Origin of the sequence: Pseudomonas sp. 1 R 17 (assembly GCF_900067035.1) — a bacterium.
In the GTDB taxonomy this organism is placed as follows: domain Bacteria; phylum Pseudomonadota; class Gammaproteobacteria; order Pseudomonadales; family Pseudomonadaceae; genus Aquipseudomonas; species Aquipseudomonas marginalis.
The window spans coordinates 107,352-122,710 of record NZ_FKLB01000029.1; the positions used below are offsets into that span (position 1 = coordinate 107,352).

16 protein-coding genes and 1 riboswitch are annotated in these 15,359 nt (G+C 60.2%); of the genes, 11 read left to right on the forward strand and 5 right to left on the reverse strand.

Annotation, left to right across the window (positions count from 1 at the left end; genetic code table 11):
- Positions 1 to 129: 129 nt before the first annotated feature.
- A complete protein-coding gene (locus tag BFP99_RS09160; protein ID WP_065924280.1) occupies positions 130 to 717 on the forward strand; it encodes a YajG family lipoprotein in 588 nt (195 codons plus the stop codon).
- A 58-nt stretch (positions 718 to 775) separates the two neighbouring features.
- Here the strand turns inward: BFP99_RS09160 and BFP99_RS09165 are convergent, their stop codons facing one another.
- On the reverse strand, positions 776 to 985 hold the full coding sequence (locus tag BFP99_RS09165) for a hypothetical protein (RefSeq protein WP_027604790.1): 210 nt from the start codon (positions 983 to 985) through the stop codon (positions 776 to 778).
- 183 nt (positions 986 to 1,168) lie between these two features.
- On the opposite strand from BFP99_RS09165, the gene BFP99_RS09170 reads away from it, so the two are divergent.
- Entirely contained in the window at positions 1,169 to 1,426 is a 258-nt protein-coding gene (locus BFP99_RS09170; RefSeq protein ID WP_065924279.1) for a hypothetical protein, read from the forward strand.
- Positions 1,427 to 1,486: 60 nt separating this feature from the next.
- Here the strand turns inward: BFP99_RS09170 and BFP99_RS09175 are convergent, their stop codons facing one another.
- Positions 1,487 to 2,650 (reverse strand): 1-acyl-sn-glycerol-3-phosphate acyltransferase, encoded by a 1,164-nt coding sequence (locus BFP99_RS09175; protein ID WP_174562722.1) that lies wholly within the window; start codon positions 2,648 to 2,650, stop codon positions 1,487 to 1,489.
- Between the two features lie 132 nt (positions 2,651 to 2,782).
- Here BFP99_RS09175 and BFP99_RS09180 point away from each other — a divergent pair, with 132 nt between their 5' ends.
- The 4 genes from BFP99_RS09180 to BFP99_RS09195 all read left to right on the forward strand — a co-directional run bounded on the left by BFP99_RS09180 (position 2,783) and on the right by BFP99_RS09195 (position 4,864).
- Positions 2,783 to 2,965 carry a CPXCG motif-containing cysteine-rich protein gene (locus BFP99_RS09180; protein ID WP_027604787.1) on the forward strand — a complete coding sequence of 61 codons (183 nt, stop codon included), beginning with the start codon at positions 2,783 to 2,785 and terminating at the stop codon, positions 2,963 to 2,965.
- An 11-nt stretch (positions 2,966 to 2,976) separates the two neighbouring features.
- A complete protein-coding gene (locus BFP99_RS09185; RefSeq protein WP_027604786.1) occupies positions 2,977 to 3,237 on the forward strand; it encodes a putative signal transducing protein in 261 nt (86 codons plus the stop codon).
- A gap of 36 nt (positions 3,238 to 3,273) precedes the next feature.
- Positions 3,274 to 3,894 (forward strand): SOS response-associated peptidase, encoded by a 621-nt coding sequence (locus BFP99_RS09190; protein WP_065947119.1) that lies wholly within the window; start codon positions 3,274 to 3,276, stop codon positions 3,892 to 3,894.
- A 151-nt stretch (positions 3,895 to 4,045) separates the two neighbouring features.
- Positions 4,046 to 4,864, forward strand: a complete 819-nt coding sequence (locus tag BFP99_RS09195; protein ID WP_027604784.1) for a M48 family metallopeptidase — start codon at positions 4,046 to 4,048, stop codon at positions 4,862 to 4,864.
- A gap of 141 nt (positions 4,865 to 5,005) precedes the next feature.
- Here BFP99_RS09195 and BFP99_RS09200 read toward each other — a convergent pair whose 3' ends face one another.
- The 3 genes from BFP99_RS09200 to BFP99_RS09210 all read right to left on the reverse strand — a co-directional run bounded on the left by BFP99_RS09200 (position 5,006) and on the right by BFP99_RS09210 (position 7,845).
- On the reverse strand, positions 5,006 to 5,590 hold the full coding sequence (locus BFP99_RS09200) for a TMEM165/GDT1 family protein (RefSeq protein ID WP_005784895.1): 585 nt from the start codon (positions 5,588 to 5,590) through the stop codon (positions 5,006 to 5,008).
- An 89-nt stretch (positions 5,591 to 5,679) separates the two neighbouring features.
- A riboswitch (yybP-ykoY riboswitch) is annotated at positions 5,680 to 5,799 on the reverse strand.
- A gap of 51 nt (positions 5,800 to 5,850) precedes the next feature.
- Positions 5,851 to 6,849, reverse strand: a complete 999-nt coding sequence (locus BFP99_RS09205) for a class I SAM-dependent methyltransferase (RefSeq protein ID WP_065947120.1) — start codon at positions 6,847 to 6,849, stop codon at positions 5,851 to 5,853.
- Positions 6,850 to 6,879: 30 nt separating this feature from the next.
- Positions 6,880 to 7,845, reverse strand: a complete 966-nt coding sequence (locus BFP99_RS09210; RefSeq protein ID WP_065947121.1) for a 2-hydroxyacid dehydrogenase — start codon at positions 7,843 to 7,845, stop codon at positions 6,880 to 6,882.
- A gap of 84 nt (positions 7,846 to 7,929) precedes the next feature.
- On the opposite strand from BFP99_RS09210, the gene BFP99_RS09215 reads away from it, so the two are divergent.
- The 5 genes from BFP99_RS09215 to BFP99_RS09235 all read left to right on the forward strand — a co-directional run bounded on the left by BFP99_RS09215 (position 7,930) and on the right by BFP99_RS09235 (position 15,311).
- Positions 7,930 to 8,562: a LysE family translocator gene (locus BFP99_RS09215; protein ID WP_065947122.1), complete on the forward strand. Its 633-nt coding sequence runs from the start codon at positions 7,930 to 7,932 to the stop codon at positions 8,560 to 8,562.
- Positions 8,563 to 8,765: 203 nt separating this feature from the next.
- Positions 8,766 to 10,448 (forward strand): fatty acid--CoA ligase, encoded by a 1,683-nt coding sequence (locus tag BFP99_RS09220; RefSeq protein WP_065947123.1) that lies wholly within the window; start codon positions 8,766 to 8,768, stop codon positions 10,446 to 10,448.
- A 330-nt stretch (positions 10,449 to 10,778) separates the two neighbouring features.
- Positions 10,779 to 12,647, forward strand: coding sequence for a DUF1302 domain-containing protein (locus BFP99_RS09225; protein ID WP_065924271.1), 1,869 nt, complete (start codon positions 10,779 to 10,781; stop codon positions 12,645 to 12,647).
- A gap of 29 nt (positions 12,648 to 12,676) precedes the next feature.
- Positions 12,677 to 14,041 (forward strand): DUF1329 domain-containing protein, encoded by a 1,365-nt coding sequence (locus tag BFP99_RS09230; RefSeq protein ID WP_065924270.1) that lies wholly within the window; start codon positions 12,677 to 12,679, stop codon positions 14,039 to 14,041.
- A 121-nt stretch (positions 14,042 to 14,162) separates the two neighbouring features.
- Positions 14,163 to 15,311: an integrase core domain-containing protein gene (locus tag BFP99_RS09235; RefSeq protein ID WP_065924691.1), complete on the forward strand. Its 1,149-nt coding sequence runs from the start codon at positions 14,163 to 14,165 to the stop codon at positions 15,309 to 15,311.
- The last annotated feature ends 48 nt before the right edge of the window (positions 15,312 to 15,359 follow it).

The following is a 15,359-nucleotide window of genomic DNA, read 5'->3' on the forward strand; positions in this document are numbered from 1 at the left end:
TATGACATATCGGTGACATCGAACCGCAGGCGAAGCCCCGGGTCACAGGTTGTAACTGACGCTAGTTCCCTGCAGGGGCGCCCCGCTATACTGCCGGCCTGTCGGTACCTGATTTCTGGAGAGAAGCGCATGTTGCAACGCCTGTTGTTCGGTTTGATCACTGTGACCAGCTTGACCCTGGTTGGCTGCGCCAACAGCCCGCAGCAACTGACCCCGGAACCGAAAATCACCACGCAGCTGGCCCCGGTGGGCCATGGCCAGCCGGTGTCGGTACGGGTGGTGGACGGTCGTCCGTCGCCGACACTCGGTTCGCGCGGTGGCCTGTACCCGGAAACCGCCCTGGTGTCGGTGAACGCTCAAGACGTGCTGCCCAAGCTGCAAGCCCAGGCGGAAGCGGCCGTGCGCCTGCTGGGTTTCACCCCCAGCCCCAACGCGCCGGGCGCTCCGCAGTTGACGATCACCCTGGCCGAGTTGAAGTATCAGTCGCCTAAAGACGGTCTTTACGTGACCGAGGCGTCCATTGGCGCCACCTTCAAGTCCGACGTCACCGCCGGCACCCGTCGCTACAGCGGCCGTTACGGTGCGTCGCTGAACCAGCGCTTCGGCATGTCGCCTAACCAGGAAACCAACACCAGGCTGGTCAGCGACGTCCTGAGCGATGCCTTGACCCGCCTGTTCAAGGACCCAAGCATCGGTTCATTGCTCAGCTCGCAGTAATCGCTCAAACAAAAAAACCGGGCTCAGCGATGAGTCCGGTTTTTTTATGCCTTCAGTTTCACGCGGCCGTGTCGATACAAAAGTCCAGCATGCTCACCCCCGTCAACAGATCGGCCTCGGGCAAGTCCGCATGCTGGTGCCCGCCAAGGGCGCAATACACCAGCCAGTGGCGGTCCTGCACGTTGAACGCCAGGCCGCCGATCAGCGCCTCCTGCTCGTCGCTTTGGGCAATCAGATACAGCCGATCCTGGTTGTGCGCGTGCAGCATGACAAGCTCCTGAATGTTCGAAGGGCAACAGAGTGGCTTGTTAAGGTGACGTTCAGGTGACGGCGTAAATTACTGGATACATTAGCCGTCCATGGGAGATGGAGCGGTTTTGGTGCTCGAGGCCACTACCGTCAAGGTTTGTATCTGAACCGATACCCACAGACTGTTTCATCGAGGTTTGCGATGGCGCTGCCCGCACTATTGATCAATGCCGTGGCTTTATCAGTGGCCTGCCCAGGCGCTGCGCTGCTGTTCATCACCCGCCTGCGCGAGCAACGCGCCATGGCTGAACTGACGGCGCAAAGTGAAGATCGCGCAATCGACCAGCCCATGCTGTTCCTGGATGTGCGCACCGAGCGGGCGCACCGTGTGGCTTACCGCATCGGGTTCGCCTGCCTTGGACTGGCGCTGGCTACTTCCTGGCTCAGCACCCGAATCTAAAAAAACGCAGAACCAATGTGGGAGGGGGCTTGCCTCCTCCCACATTTTCTTGATCGGTGTTTACAGCGGGATTCCAGCCTTGACCCGATACTGATTGCGCACTGGCGTCGCGTATTGCACCACCAGGAAAGGCCGGTGCTCGGCCGGGCAGTCGTTCAGGCGCCGCTCCCACTCCGCCTTCGCCTTGGCCAGTTCATCGGCCGGGAACACGTCGGCCGCCTTCGGCACCTGCAACTGCGGGTCGGCATCGCTCCACTGGGCGTACGCCAGGTAGTGCACCGGGAACAGCCGGTAGCCGCCGAGAATCTGCCGATCCATTTCCACGGCCAGGACCTTGGTGTCTTCGAAACGCTCGGTAATCGGCGGCGCGAAGTTGATATGTACGCGGCCTTTGTAGCCGGTGATGCCCAGGGCAATGCTGACGTCATCCTCGCCTTGCGCCTTGACGTAGGTGCCGGTGGTGGCGCGGATATACAGTTCGCGGGCCTTGGCGGCATCGCACGGGTCGTACTCGTAGCTGATGGACACCGGCGTCAGGTTGAGTGACTGGATCACTTCGGCAAACGGCTCGTCCTTGCGGCTGACATGGAACATCTTGAGGATCGCCGACTCGGTGCGGTCATCCCCGTCCTTGGCGCGGCCTTCGGCCTGGGCGATCCAGATCGACTGGCAGTCGTTGCGGATCGAATGGTTGATATAGGCCGACAGCAGGTTGAACGCCGCCATCTTCTCCTTTCGCCCGGTGATCGAACGGTGCACGATGAAGCTCTTGTTCAGGCGCATCAGGTCACTGACAAACGGCTTTTGCAGCAGGTTGTCGCCGATGGCGATGCGTGGCGTCGGCAGGCCGGCGTGGTAGACGGCATAGTTGACGAAGGCCGGGTCCATCACGATGTCGCGGTGGTTGGCCAGGAACAGGTAGGCGGTGCCGGATTTGAGCTGTTCGACGCCGGTGTAGGTCACGCCGTCGGTCGCCCGGTCAATGGTGTGGTCGACGTAATACTCGACTTTGTCCTGAAGCGTGGCCACGGTGGTGACACCGGCGAACTCGCGGCGCAGTTTGCGCGCGATCATCGGCTTGAGCAGCCAGCCCAGGGCGCCGGCAAAGCGCGGGAAGCGGAAGTGGGTCAGGATGTCCAGAAAGGCCTTGTCACTGAACAGCCGGGCCAGCACTGCCGGGACTTCGCTGTCGTTGTAAGGTCGGATGGTATCGAATTCGCCCATCATGCTCTCTTGTTAGAAACGGCTAGGGTAAGTAAAGGAAATACCAGGGAGCGTCCGGGCAATTGGCCCGGCCGGAAAATAGCCCTGTAAATAGACCGGCGATTATACGCACAAGTCACCTGGGAGACTGCGATGCTGGAAACTGCTCTGTACGATTGTCCTTATTGTGGTGAGGCGGTAGAGACCGCGGTGGATTTATCCGGCGGTGATCAGACATACATCGAGGACTGTCAGGTGTGTTGCCGACCGATCATTTTCAACCTGCAGGTCCATGGTGAAGAGTGGATGCTCGAAACCCGCAGTGAAAACGAATAACAGGTACGCCCATGCAGCGAATCTACGAACCGGAAAACCTGATGGAAGGCGAGTTGCTGCAGCAAATGCTCGCCAGCGAGGGCATCGAGGCGCACCTGGTAGGGCGCCATTTGCTCGGCGGCACGGGGGAGTTGCCGATCTTCGGCCTGCTGGGGCTGGAAGTGGACAACGACCGGGCGGCTGAAGCCCGCGAGCTGATTACCGCCTATATCGGTGCGCAACCCCTGCCCGGCGACGAACCCGACAGCTTCCCCGACGTATTGGTCTGTTAGGCTGTCGGTCGGTTTACCCAAGAGTCGTGTTGCCCCATGTGTGGACGTTATGCCCTGTTTCGCTGGAACCCTACCTTTGCTGCCCTGCCGGGCTTTCCGACCGACCAGCAGGCCCAGTGGAACATCTCCCCGAATGATTCGGTGCTGATCCAGCGCCTAAATGACGGCCAGCGCACCCTGGCACGGGCGCGCTGGGGCCTGACGCCGCCCTGGCTGACTGACCTTTCCCGCACCCCGGCCCATGCCCGTGCCGAAACCCTGGCCGAGCAACCGATGTTTCGCGAAGCATTTCGCCAGCGCCGTTGCCTGTTGCCCGCCAACGGCTTTTACGAATGGCGCGGCACCCAGCGCAAGCGTCCGTACTGGCTGACGCCGGGGGAGGGCTCGACCCTGTTTTTTGCAGCGATCTGGGAGGCGTACCCGGTGCAGGAGCAGGTGTGGCTGAGTACGGCAGTGGTGACCCAGGCCGCCCAGAGTCAGCGCCGGCCGTTGATTCTGGACGCGGCGGGTCAGGCCGCCTGGCTCGATCCCGAGACGCCCTTGCATGTGTTGCAAGGCTTGCTGGCCAGTGAGCCGGTCCCATTGCGTGAGCGAGTCCTGGCCAACATGGTCAATGATCCCAAGCTCAACGGGCCGGAGTGCCTGACCCCGGCCTGAGCCTGAGGCCGGTTGCTCACTGAAGTTGCCGGGCGTGTGAGATGTGTCCGAAATTCATCGGTTACACGTCTGTTGTATCTGGCGCCGATACAAATGAGCGCCTACGATACGCGCCATGTTTTCAGGGCGTCTTTTCAGGGAGAGTGTATTGATGAAGAAATCATTGGCCGTAAGTGTATTGGCGGCAGGCGTGTTGCTGGCCGGGTGTCAGTCGGTCAACACCACCAGCGGCGGCGCGGTCGGGGTTGAGCGCAAGCAATATATGTTCAGCATGCTGTCGAGCCAGGAAGTCGACCAGATGTATGCCCAGTCCTACCAGCAGACCCTGGGCGAGGCCAGCAGCAAAGGCCAGTTGGACAAGACCAGCGCCAATGCCAAGCGCGTGCAGGCGATCGCCAATCGCCTGATCGCCCAGGCGCCGACCTTCCGCCCGGATGCGGCGCAGTGGAAGTGGGAAGTGAACCTGATCAAGAGCGATGAGATGAACGCCAACTGCGGGCCTGGCGGCAAGATCTTCGTGTACAGCGCGTTGATCGACAACCTCAAGCTCACCGACGATGAACTGGCCGCGGTGATGGGCCATGAAATCGCCCACGCCTTGCGTGAGCATGGCCGCGAAGCCATGTCCAAGGCCTACGGCATCGAGATGGCCAAGCAGGGCGCCGGTGCGTTGTTCGGCCTGGGCCAGGACAGCCTGGCGCTGGCCGATACCGTGGCCAACTACGGCATGACCTTGCCCAACAGCCGCAGCAATGAAAACGAAGCGGACCTGATCGGCCTGGAACTGGCGGCCCGTGCCGGCTACAACCCGAACGCGGCGATCACGCTGTGGAACAAGATGGCCAAGGCTTCGGAAGGCGCACCGCCGGAGTTCATGAGCACTCACCCGGCTTCCGACAGCCGGATCGCCTCGTTGCAGGCAGCGATTCCGAAGGTGATGCCGCTCTACCAGCAGGCCAAGAAGTCCTGATCGACGCCGTGTAGGAGCGAGCTTGCTCGCGAAAAACGTCAACGATAACGCGTGTTGCCTGAATAAACGCGGCGCCGGTGAGTTTTTCGCGAGCAAGCTCGCTCCTACAGGCATCAGGGTAAACCATCTTCCGTGTTTGGCTTAGATCCAGCCACTGCTCTGCATGGCCTTGTACACCGCCACAATCGCCAGGACAAAGAACGCTGTAGCCGCCAATCGGCGAATCAATGTCAGCGGCAGTTTCTCTGCCGCAAAATTCCCCGCCAGAACCACCGGCACGTTGGCAATCAACATGCCCAGGGTGGTGCCGATAATCACCAGCCACAGTTCCGGGTACTGCGCCGCGAGCATCACCGTGGCGATCTGGGTCTTGTCCCCGATTTCCGCCAGGAAGAATGCAATCAGCGTGGTCAGGAACGGCCCGAACTTGCGCGTGGTGCTGGCTTCGTCGTCGTCGAGTTTGTCTGGCACCAGGGTCCACAGCGCGGTGGCGCAGAAGCTGGCCGCGAGAATCCAGTGCAATACCGCATCCGAGAAGAAACTCCCGAACCAGGCCCCCACGGCACCGGCGGCCGCATGGTTGGCCAGGGTTGCAGCGACGATGCCGGCGATGATCGGCCAGGGCTTGCGAAAGCGTGCAGCAAGGATGAGCGCGAGCAGTTGCGTCTTGTCGCCGATTTCGGCCAAGGCAACGATTGCGGTAGGAACGAGCAATGAATCCAGCATCAGGTAGGTTTCCAGGGGCGGGTCGACACGGCTATGACACGTACAGCCTTCCCGCCCCGGGTAAGGTGTGCGTGTCATAGGTCTTGTCAAACCCCGGTCCGTCTGTGCGGACTCCTGGGTCGCATACGCCATGGCCTGTTGACCAAGTATGTTGACGTATGCCGGACGAGCGTGGCGCTCGTGGGAGACTACTCCCCTAGGACGGAGCGGATTCTGCCTAGGCAAAATCCATTCGGCAAGCGTTCTTTTTCAAACCGCCATCAGCTGCGTTTGGCACGGTAGATGCGAAAACCATTGCCTTCGGCCTTGACCGCACACACGCCCAGATGCTCTTCGATCAACGGCTGGTACTTCAGGAAGCTGTTAGCCACCAGGCGAAGTTCGCCACCTTTTGCCAGGTGTTTCGCCGCTTTTCGCAGCAGGTTCTCCGTGGCGAAATAGTCGGTGTGCACGCCGACATGGAACGGTGGGTTGCTCAAGATTGCATTCAACCCCATCGGCGCAGCGTCAATGCCATCACCGGTCAGCACATCGGCTTCCAGCCCGTTGGCGGCCAGGGTCAGGCGACTGCTGGCGGCGGCGAAAGCATCCACATCCAGCATCGTTACGCTGTTGTGCGGGTAGCGACGTTTGACCGCCGCCCCCAACACGCCGGCGCCGCAACCGAAGTCGAGCAAATGGCCGCTCGGCAGTTTGTCCAAGTGTTCCAGCAACAGCTCGGTGCCGCGATCCAGACGGCCGTGGCTGAATACACCCGGCAGGCTCACCACCTTGAGCGGGCCTTCGGCCAGCGGCACATCGAACACCTGCGCCAGGCTTTCCAGCTCGACCGCTTGCGGGGCGTTGGCCACGGTGATTTGCCACAGCTGGCAATGCCGCGCGCTGTCGAGCTTGCGCGGTTTGCCATACGGGGCCATTTGCCTGGCGGCGCTTTCGATACCGCCTTTTTTCTCGCCTACCAGGAACAGCTCGGCGCCGGGCAGTCGCGCTGCCACTGCGTTGAGCAGGTAATCGGTGAGGTCCTTGGACTTGGGCAGGAAGATCACCGCCGCATCGAACCCGCGCTCGGGCGCATTCACCCCAAACTGGCTGCGCTCCGGGAAGCGCGCGTCGAGCGCCGCCTGGTCGCCGGCATGCCAGCACCAGCCGTGGGCGTTGGGCAGGCGACCCAGCAGGTCGTCGGCGGGCAAACCCACCAGCAGCAGGTTGCCTTGAAAAAGTTCGGCCTGACGAAGCAGTACTTCACTGCGCGGATCCATGGTCTGCTCCTTGAAAAGGAGCGCAGTTTATCAACTGACGACACGCAGCGGGGCGCCGCTGAAAAAGCCCCGGGCGTTTTCCGCCAGTTGGCCGACGATACGCTGCCGCGCTTCACGGCTGCCCCAGGCATTGTGCGGGGTTACGATCAGTCGAGGAATATCGCCGGCCAGCAGCGGGTTGCCATTGACCGGTGGCTCAACACTCAGCACGTCGGTCGCTGCGCCGCCCAGGTGGCCGCTGCGCAAGGCATCGGCCAGGGCCTGCTCGTTGATCAAGCCACCGCGCGCGGTGTTGACGATAAACGCGCCGGGCTTGAGCAGCGCCAGTTCACGGGCGCCGATAAAGTCCCGGGTGTGTTCATTGAGCGGGCAGTGCAAGGTGAGTGCGTCCACCTGCGCGAGCAATTCATCCAGCGGCACGCGGTCGGCACGGGCGGGGCGCCCGGGAATCGCGCCGAGTAGCACGCGCATCCCGAAGGCTTCGGCCAGGCGCGCCACGGCACTGCCCAATTCGCCATGGCCCAGCAGGCCGAGGGTCTTGCCTTCCAGCTCGACAATCGGGTGGTCCAGCAGGCAGAACTGCTTGGCCTCTTGCCATTTGCCGGCGCTCACATCGCGCTGATAGTCCTGCAGCCGCGTCGCCAGGTTGAGCAACAGCATGATCGTGTGCTGCGCCACCGACGGTGTGCCGTAGCCCTGGCAGTTGCTCACGGTGATGCCATGGGCGCGGGCGGCTTCCAGGTCGATGTTGTTGGTGCCGGTGGCCGATACCAGGATCAACTTGAGTTCCGGGCAGGCCGCCAGGGTCTCGCTGTTGAGCGGGATTTTGTTACTGATCGCCACCTGCGCGCCTTGCAGGCGCTCGACCACATTCTGCGGCGTGGTGCCTGTCAACAACTGCAAGTCGCTGAAACTGTCTCGCAACTCGCTGAGATCGAGGTCGCCCAGATCCAGGGACGGGTGATCAAGGAAGACGGCGCGGCGATTGTTCGTCATCAACTGTACCTTTTGCGACAGGGTTCGAAGGCGTAATCTGCCGAGCCTACCAGATGAAATAATCCGTTACTTAATGGAGTGAGTATGTACGCCGCCGAGTTTTTGACCGTAGCCCTGATTCACCTGCTGGCGGTGGCCAGCCCCGGCCCGGATTTCGCGGTGGTGGTGCGTGAGAGCGTGACCCACGGCCGCCGCGCCGGAACCTGGACTGCGTTGGGCGTGGGCTCGGCGATTTTCCTGCACGTGGGCTATTCGCTGCTCGGCATCGGCCTGATCGTGTCCCAGTCCATCGTGTTGTTCAACGCACTGAAATGGGCCGCCGCCGCCTACCTGCTGTACATCGGCTTCAAGGCCCTGCGCGCCAAACCGGCCAAGCCTGCCGTCGAGGGCGAGTTGCACCGCGAAGTGGGCGAGCGTACCCCGCGTGGCGCGTTTACCGCAGGCTTCGTCACCAACGGCCTGAACCCCAAGGCGACGTTGTTCTTCCTGTCGCTGTTCACCGTGGTGATCAACCCGCACACACCGCTGGCGATCCAGGCCGGCTACGGCGTGTACCTGGCGGTGGCGACGGCGTTGTGGTTCTGCCTGGTGGCGATGTTGTTCAGCCAGCAGCGCGTGCGCGCCGGGTTTGCACGGATGGGGCATTGGTTTGATCGGACCATGGGAGCAGTGTTGATTGCGATTGGGGTGAAGTTGGCGTTTACCAGCGCGAAATAAACGCTGTTCTCAAGTAAACACAATCCAGTGTGGGAGGGAGCAAGCCCCCTCCCACATTTGACCTCCATTGTCCCTGAATAATGGCTCAAAGCTAGCATTCCCCAGCCTCTGCAAATCATTCCTTTGGCTGATTTAGCTGAAACATAACCTCTCTACAGTGCAGGTCTTCAAGCCAAGACCGTGCAGTCATAAAAGGGATTCGTATGTTGCAGACCCGTGTTATTCCGCCCGCCGAAGGTGCGTATCAATACCCGCTGTTGATCAAGCGCCTGTTGATGTCCGGTACCCGTTACGAGAAGACCCGGGAAATTGTCTATCGCGACAAGCTGCGCTACACCTACCCGACCTTGATCGAGCGCGTCGCGCGCCTGGCCAACGTGCTCACCGAAGCCGGGGTCAAGGCCGGTGACACTGTGGCGGTGATGGATTGGGACAGTCATCGTTACCTGGAATGCATGTTCGCCATCCCGATGATCGGTGCTGTGATCCACACCATCAATGTGCGCCTGTCGCCGGAACAGATTCTCTACACCATGAACCACGCCGAGGACCGCTTCGTGCTGGTCAACAGCGAGTTCGTGGGGCTCTACCAGGCCATTGCCGGGCAGCTCACCACCGTGGACAAGACGCTGCTGCTCACCGACGGCGAAGCCAAGACCGCCGAGTTGCCCAACCTGGTCGGTGAGTATGAAACCCTGCTGGCCGCCGCCAGCCCGAAGTACGATTTCCAGGACTTCGACGAACACTCCGTCGCCACCACCTTCTACACCACCGGCACCACCGGCAACCCCAAGGGCGTGTACTTCACCCATCGCCAACTGGTGCTGCACACCATCGGCGTGGCGACCATCATGGGCAGCGTCGACAGCGTGCGCCTGCTGGGCACCAACGACGTGTACATGCCGATCACGCCGATGTTCCACGTGCATGCCTGGGGCCTGCCGTATGTGGCGACCATGCTTGGCCTGAAGCAGGTCTACCCCGGCCGCTACGACCCGGAATACCTGGTAGAGCTGTGGCGCAAGGAGAAGGTCACCTTTTCCCACTGCGTGCCGACCATCCTGCAAATGGTGCTCAACGCCAAGGCTGCCCAAGGCGTCGATTTTGGCGGCTGGAAAATCGTCATCGGCGGCAGTGCGCTCAACCGCACGCTGTATGAGGCGGCAAAGGCCCGTGGGATTCAGCTCACCGCCGCGTACGGCATGTCCGAGACTGGCCCGCTGGTGTCCTGCGCCCACCTCAACGAAGAACTGATGGCCGGCACCGAGGACGAGCGCATCAGCTACCGCATCAAGGCCGGCGTGCCCGGGCCGTTGGTGGAAGCGGCGATCATGGACGCCGAGGGCAATTTCCTGCCCGCCGACGGCGAGTCCCAGGGTGAGTTGGTGCTGCGCGCGCCGTGGCTGACCGAGGGGTATTACAACGAGCCGCAGAAGGGCGCCGAGCTGTGGGCGGGTGGCTGGATGCACACCGGCGACGTGGCCACCCTCGATGCATTTGGGGTGATCGATATCCGCGACCGCATCAAGGACGTGATCAAGACCGGCGGCGAGTGGATCTCCTCCCTGGCCCTCGAAGACCTGGTCAGCCGTCACCCGGCGGTACGCGAAGTAGCGGTGGTGGGCATCGCCGACCCGCAGTGGGGCGAGCGCCCGTTTGCGTTGCTGGTGGTGCGTGATGGCCATGAGATTGGGGCCCGCGAGCTCAAGGAACACCTCAAGCCTTTTGTCGAACTGGGCCATCTGAGCAAGTGGGCGATTCCGAGCCAGATCGCCGTTGTTACGGAAATTCCCAAGACCAGTGTCGGCAAGCTCGACAAAAAACGTATCCGTATTGACATCATTGAATGGCAGGCCAACAACAGCACCTTCCTGTCCACCCTCTGAGCTGATTTGCCGTGCCCTCGTGGCACGGCGATGCTCTATCTCGCGCCTTCACTTGTGATTTGCCAATTTTCAGCCATCCTTGCCGCGTCGGCCTTCGCCGACATGGCGAAAGGGCTGTGGCAGACGGGTTGGTGATGCAAATCACACTTTAGAGGGATCAAGCGATACCCCCTGCTGGCTATAGTCCCACCCAGAGTTTTTCAAGGATGCATCGCTTCGGGCCATGGAGGTTCAGTTGCCAGGCGGCATTGGAATCGTTGTATTCCGGCCGTTACAAGCATCACAGAACAAACTCACTGCCATAACAATAATGCACATGGAGTAGCGTCGATGACCTCAGTAAACCAGTTCTGGCGCCGGGCAAGACTGCCCCTGGCCGTCAGTCTCGCCTCTACGCTCGCCGGGCCCGCATTCGGCGTCAGTTTCAATATCGGTGAAATCGAAGGTAGTTTTGACTCGTCGCTTTCTGTGGGGGCGAGCTGGTCGACAGCCAAGCCCAACCAGGACCTGATCGGTGCCAACAACGGCGGCAACGGTCTGTCCCAGACCTCCGATGACGGCCACTTGAACTTCAAGCGTGGCGAAACGTTCTCGAAGATTTTCAAGGGCATTCATGACCTGGAGTTGAAATACGGCGACACCGGCGTGTTTGTGCGCGGCAAGTACTGGTATGACTTCGAACTGCAGGATGAGAGCCGCGAGTTCAAGGACATCAGCAACAACAACCGCAAAGAGGGCGCCAAGTCTTCTGGCGGGCAGATTCTCGATGCGTTTATCTACCACAACTACTCCATTGCCGATCAGCCCGGCAACGTGCGGTTCGGTAAGCAGGTAGTGAGCTGGGGTGAAAGTACTTTCATCGGTGGTGGCATCAACTCCATTAACCCGATCGATGTGTCTGCATTCCGTCGTCCGGGCGCCGAAATCAAGGAAGGTTTGATTCCGGTCAACATGTTCTACGTGTCGCAGACCCTGACCGATAACTTGTCGGCGGAAGCCTTTTATCAGTTGGAATGGGACCAGACCGTTACCGATAACTGCGGCACTTTCTTCTCTCAGCCTGATGTTATTTCCGATGGCTGCAGTGACAATTTGCGAGTATTGAACAGCCGTCGCTTCCTACCCGCCGGAGTACTGCCAGGGCTCGCCGCAAATGGCGTCGACGTTAACAACGAGGGCGTATTGGTGCGTCGCGGCCCGGATCGTGATGCGCGCGACAGTGGTCAGTTCGGTGTCGCGTTCCATTACAACTACGAGCCTCTGGATACAGAGTTCGGCGCTTACTTCATGAACTACCACAGCCGCGCTCCGATCTTCAGTGCCCAGGGCGCCCCGCAATCGAAATACACCGGCGCAACGCCAGGTGTGCCTGGTCAATTGCGTCCGCTGGTGGTCGCGGGTAACTCCAATTATTTCGTTGAGTACCCAGAGGATATTCGTCTCTATGGCTTGAGTTTCTCCACCACCCTGCCCACGGGGACTGCATGGAGCGGCGAGTTTAGCTACCGTCCTAATGCCCCGGTCCAACTGAGCACCACCGACATCCTGTTTGCCGGTGTGAAACCTATTGGTGGGCCGGTCCTCGGCAATGCGTCGTTGCTCAACGGGGCTCCGGGCCAGGACTTGCATGGTTATCGTCGTAAGGAAATCAGCCAGTTCCAAACGACATTTACCCACTTCTTCGACCAAGTCATGGGCGCTAGCCGTTTGACCCTGGTGGGTGAAGTAGGTGTAACCCATGTGGGTGGTCTGGAGAGCAAGTCGGATGTGCGCTACGGTCGTGACCCTGTCTTCGGCCCTGGTACGCTGCCGAATAATGCCTGTGCGGCGTTGAACACGTCTACGGCTCAAGGCGCCGGCCTGGCAAATGCCAACGGACTGAACACTAACTGCAACAACGATGGCTTCACCACTGCCACTTCCTGGGGGTATCGCGGTCGGGCTATCTGGGAATACCCGGACGTTTTCGCCGGCGTAAACCTCAAGCCAAACGTGGCATGGTCCCATGACGTCAAGGGGTACTCCCCGGGTCCTGGCGCCAACTTCGAAGAGGGCCGCAAAGCCGTCAGTCTGGGCCTGGATGCCGAATACCAGAACACCTACACCGCCAGCCTGAACTACACCAACTTTTTCGGTGGTGATTTCAGCACGGTGAATGACCGCGACTTCGTCGCCCTGAGCTTCGGCGCCAACTTCTAAGCACACTGTATTTTCAGGAAGACCAGAACATGAAAATAACCAAAAGTCTGTTGCACGTGGGTGTGCTTGGGCTGTCGATCCTGGCGAGCAATGTCATGGCGGCAGTGTCGGCGGATGAGGCCGCCAAGCTGGGCACGACCCTGACGCCGATGGGCGCGGAAATGGCCGGTAACGCGGCCGGCACCATCCCGAAATGGTCGCCGATGCCGACCAACGCCGGCGCTGTGGATGCCAAAGGTTTCCTCGCCAACCCGTACGCCAGTGAACAACCGCAATTCACCATCACCGCGCAGAACGTCGAGCAGTACAAAGACAAGCTGGCACCGGGGCAGTACGCGATGTTCAAGCGTTACCCGGAAACCTTCAAGATGCCGGTCTACCCGACCCATCGCGGCGCTACCGTACCGGCCGATGTGTTCGCCTCCATCAAGAAGAACGCCACCACCACCAACCTCGTGTCTGGCGGCAACGGCCTGGAAAACTTCGAAACCGCCATACCGTTCCCGATCCCGAAAAGCGGCGTGGAAGTCATCTGGAACCACATCACCCGTTATCGCGGTGGCAGCGTGACCCGCCTGGTGACCCAGGCCACGCCGCAAACCAACGGCTCCTACAGCCTGGTGTACTTCCGCGACCAGTTCGTGTTCCGCGACAAGATGAAGGACTTCGACCCGAAGAACCCGGGTAACGTGCTGTTCTACTTCAAGCAGCAAGTGACCGCCCCGGCACGTCTGGCCGGTGGTGTGCTGCTGGTGCACGAAACCCTGGACCAGGTGAAGGAGCCGCGTTCGGCGTGGGTCTACAACGCCGGCCAGCGCCGCGTGCGCCGGGCGCCGCAAGTGTCCTATGACGGGCCGGGTACCGCCGCCGACGGCCTGCGTACCTCCGACAACCTCGACATGTACAACGGTGCGCCGGACCGCTACGACTGGAAACTGGAAGGCAAGAAGGAAATCTACATCGCCTCCAACAGCTACAAGATCGATGATCCGAAGCTCAAGTACGCCGACATCATCAAGGCCGGCCACATCAACCAGGACCTGGCACGCTACGAGCTGCGCCGTGTCTGGCACGTGGTCGCGACCTTGAAGGAAGGCCAGCGCCACATCTACGCCAAGCGTGACTTCTACATCGACGAAGACACCTGGCAAGCCGCAGTGATCGACCACTACGACGGCCGTGGCCAACTGTGGCGTGTCGCCGAAGCCCATGCCGAGAACTACTACGACAAGCAAGTGCCGTGGTACGCCCTGGAAACCCTCTACGACCTGCAGTCCGGCCGCTACCTGGCCCTGGGCATGAAGAACGAAGAGAAGCAGGCCTATGACTTCGGCTTCACCGCCACCACCAGCGACTTCACCCCGGCGGCCCTGCGCCAGGACGGTGTTCGCTAAGTTGCACGAGTAACTCAAGGTGGGAGGGGGCTTGCCCCGGTACAAACCGGGGACATCGTTTACATTTCTAACCGGGGACATGGTTTACAGGCTAATACGCATGATCAGGAGGTAACTGATCATGCCCTGGAACCAAGAGTCCCCCATGAATCAAAGAATCAAGCTGGTAGCTGATTGGCTTTCTGGCAACTTCACCAAAAGCCAGTTGGCACGCCGCTTTGACGTTAGCCGACCTACCGTCGATAAGTGGATTGCCCGGCACGACGGCGATTTGAGGTCTTTATCCGAACTGTCCCGGCGACCTCACAACAGCCCAAATAAAACCGACGACGAGATTTTGGCCCGTGTAGTCGCGATGAAGGAGGCTCACGATAAATGGGGGCCGAAAAAGCTTCTCGAGCTATTACGGCTGGAAGATCCCTCCGTCACCTGGCCCTCTCCAAGTACGGCCGGTCAATGGCTTGACCGACTTGGGCTCGTCAAAAAGCGGCGCTTCAAACGCCGACACAGCATTTCCCACGCACAAATGCGAAAGGCCGACGAACCTAACAAGACGTGGTGTGCTGACTACAAAGGGCAGTTCAAGATGCTTAATGCTCAGATGTGCTTCCCTTTGACCGTCACAGACCATGCGTCGCGGCTGATTTTAGCGTGCAGGGCCCATCCCAAGATCATGACCCAGCCTGTAAAACAGGCCTTTGAGAGGCTTTTTCAGGAGTACGGCATGCCGGAAGTTATCCGTTCGGACAACGGGGTACCGTTCGCCTCTCCTGGCCTGGCAAGAATATCCACACTGGCAGTTTGGTGGATTCGGCTGGGTATTTATCCCGAGCGAACCATGCCGGGAAGACCCGCCCAGAATGGTCGCCATGAACGAATGCACCGTAGCTTGAAACTTGAGTTGCCCTTAGGGAAAAACTTAGTCGAGCAGCAGCTTTTGCTGGAGCATTTCAGGCATGAGTTTAATTACGTACGCCCTCACGAAGCGCTCGGCATGAAACGTCCGGGAGACTTGTATGTGCCGTCCACCCGAATTTATCCAGGATGCTTGCCCGATGTGGAATATCCGGCAGAAATGAAAGTTCGAAGCGTCAGGCAGGACGGATCGATCAAGTGGAACGGCAAGTTGGTATTTATCAGCGAGGCGCTGTCCGGGGAAAGGATAGGGCTCAAAGAAGCTGAAGATGAAGCTTGGGATTTGTACCTGTGTGATTATCCCTTGGGGAGGCTTGGACGAGGTATGACCCGCGTCCAGGCCTCAAATGTGTAAACGATGTCCCCGGTTTCAGATGTAAACGATGTCTACGGTTCTACACCC

What these genes read in the sequence shown, in the direction of transcription:
- BFP99_RS09160 (WP_065924280.1), top strand. Translation starts at nt 130, where the DNA reads ATGTTGCAACGCCTGTTGTTCGGTTTGATCACTGTGACCAGCTTGACC.
- BFP99_RS09165 (WP_027604790.1), bottom strand. Translation starts at nt 985, where the DNA reads ATGCTGCACGCGCACAACCAGGATCGGCTGTATCTGATTGCCCAAAGC.
- BFP99_RS09170 (WP_065924279.1), top strand. Translation starts at nt 1,169, where the DNA reads ATGGCGCTGCCCGCACTATTGATCAATGCCGTGGCTTTATCAGTGGCC.
- BFP99_RS09175 (WP_174562722.1), bottom strand. Translation starts at nt 2,650, where the DNA reads ATGGGCGAATTCGATACCATCCGACCTTACAACGACAGCGAAGTCCCG.
- BFP99_RS09180 (WP_027604787.1), top strand. Translation starts at nt 2,783, where the DNA reads ATGCTGGAAACTGCTCTGTACGATTGTCCTTATTGTGGTGAGGCGGTA.
- BFP99_RS09185 (WP_027604786.1), top strand. Translation starts at nt 2,977, where the DNA reads ATGCAGCGAATCTACGAACCGGAAAACCTGATGGAAGGCGAGTTGCTG.
- BFP99_RS09190 (WP_065947119.1), top strand. Translation starts at nt 3,274, where the DNA reads ATGTGTGGACGTTATGCCCTGTTTCGCTGGAACCCTACCTTTGCTGCC.
- BFP99_RS09195 (WP_027604784.1), top strand. Translation starts at nt 4,046, where the DNA reads ATGAAGAAATCATTGGCCGTAAGTGTATTGGCGGCAGGCGTGTTGCTG.
- BFP99_RS09200 (WP_005784895.1), bottom strand. Translation starts at nt 5,590, where the DNA reads ATGCTGGATTCATTGCTCGTTCCTACCGCAATCGTTGCCTTGGCCGAA.
- BFP99_RS09205 (WP_065947120.1), bottom strand. Translation starts at nt 6,849, where the DNA reads ATGGATCCGCGCAGTGAAGTACTGCTTCGTCAGGCCGAACTTTTTCAA.
- BFP99_RS09210 (WP_065947121.1), bottom strand. Translation starts at nt 7,845, where the DNA reads ATGACGAACAATCGCCGCGCCGTCTTCCTTGATCACCCGTCCCTGGAT.
- BFP99_RS09215 (WP_065947122.1), top strand. Translation starts at nt 7,930, where the DNA reads ATGTACGCCGCCGAGTTTTTGACCGTAGCCCTGATTCACCTGCTGGCG.
- BFP99_RS09220 (WP_065947123.1), top strand. Translation starts at nt 8,766, where the DNA reads ATGTTGCAGACCCGTGTTATTCCGCCCGCCGAAGGTGCGTATCAATAC.
- BFP99_RS09225 (WP_065924271.1), top strand. Translation starts at nt 10,779, where the DNA reads ATGACCTCAGTAAACCAGTTCTGGCGCCGGGCAAGACTGCCCCTGGCC.
- BFP99_RS09230 (WP_065924270.1), top strand. Translation starts at nt 12,677, where the DNA reads ATGAAAATAACCAAAAGTCTGTTGCACGTGGGTGTGCTTGGGCTGTCG.
- BFP99_RS09235 (WP_065924691.1), top strand. Translation starts at nt 14,163, where the DNA reads ATGCCCTGGAACCAAGAGTCCCCCATGAATCAAAGAATCAAGCTGGTA.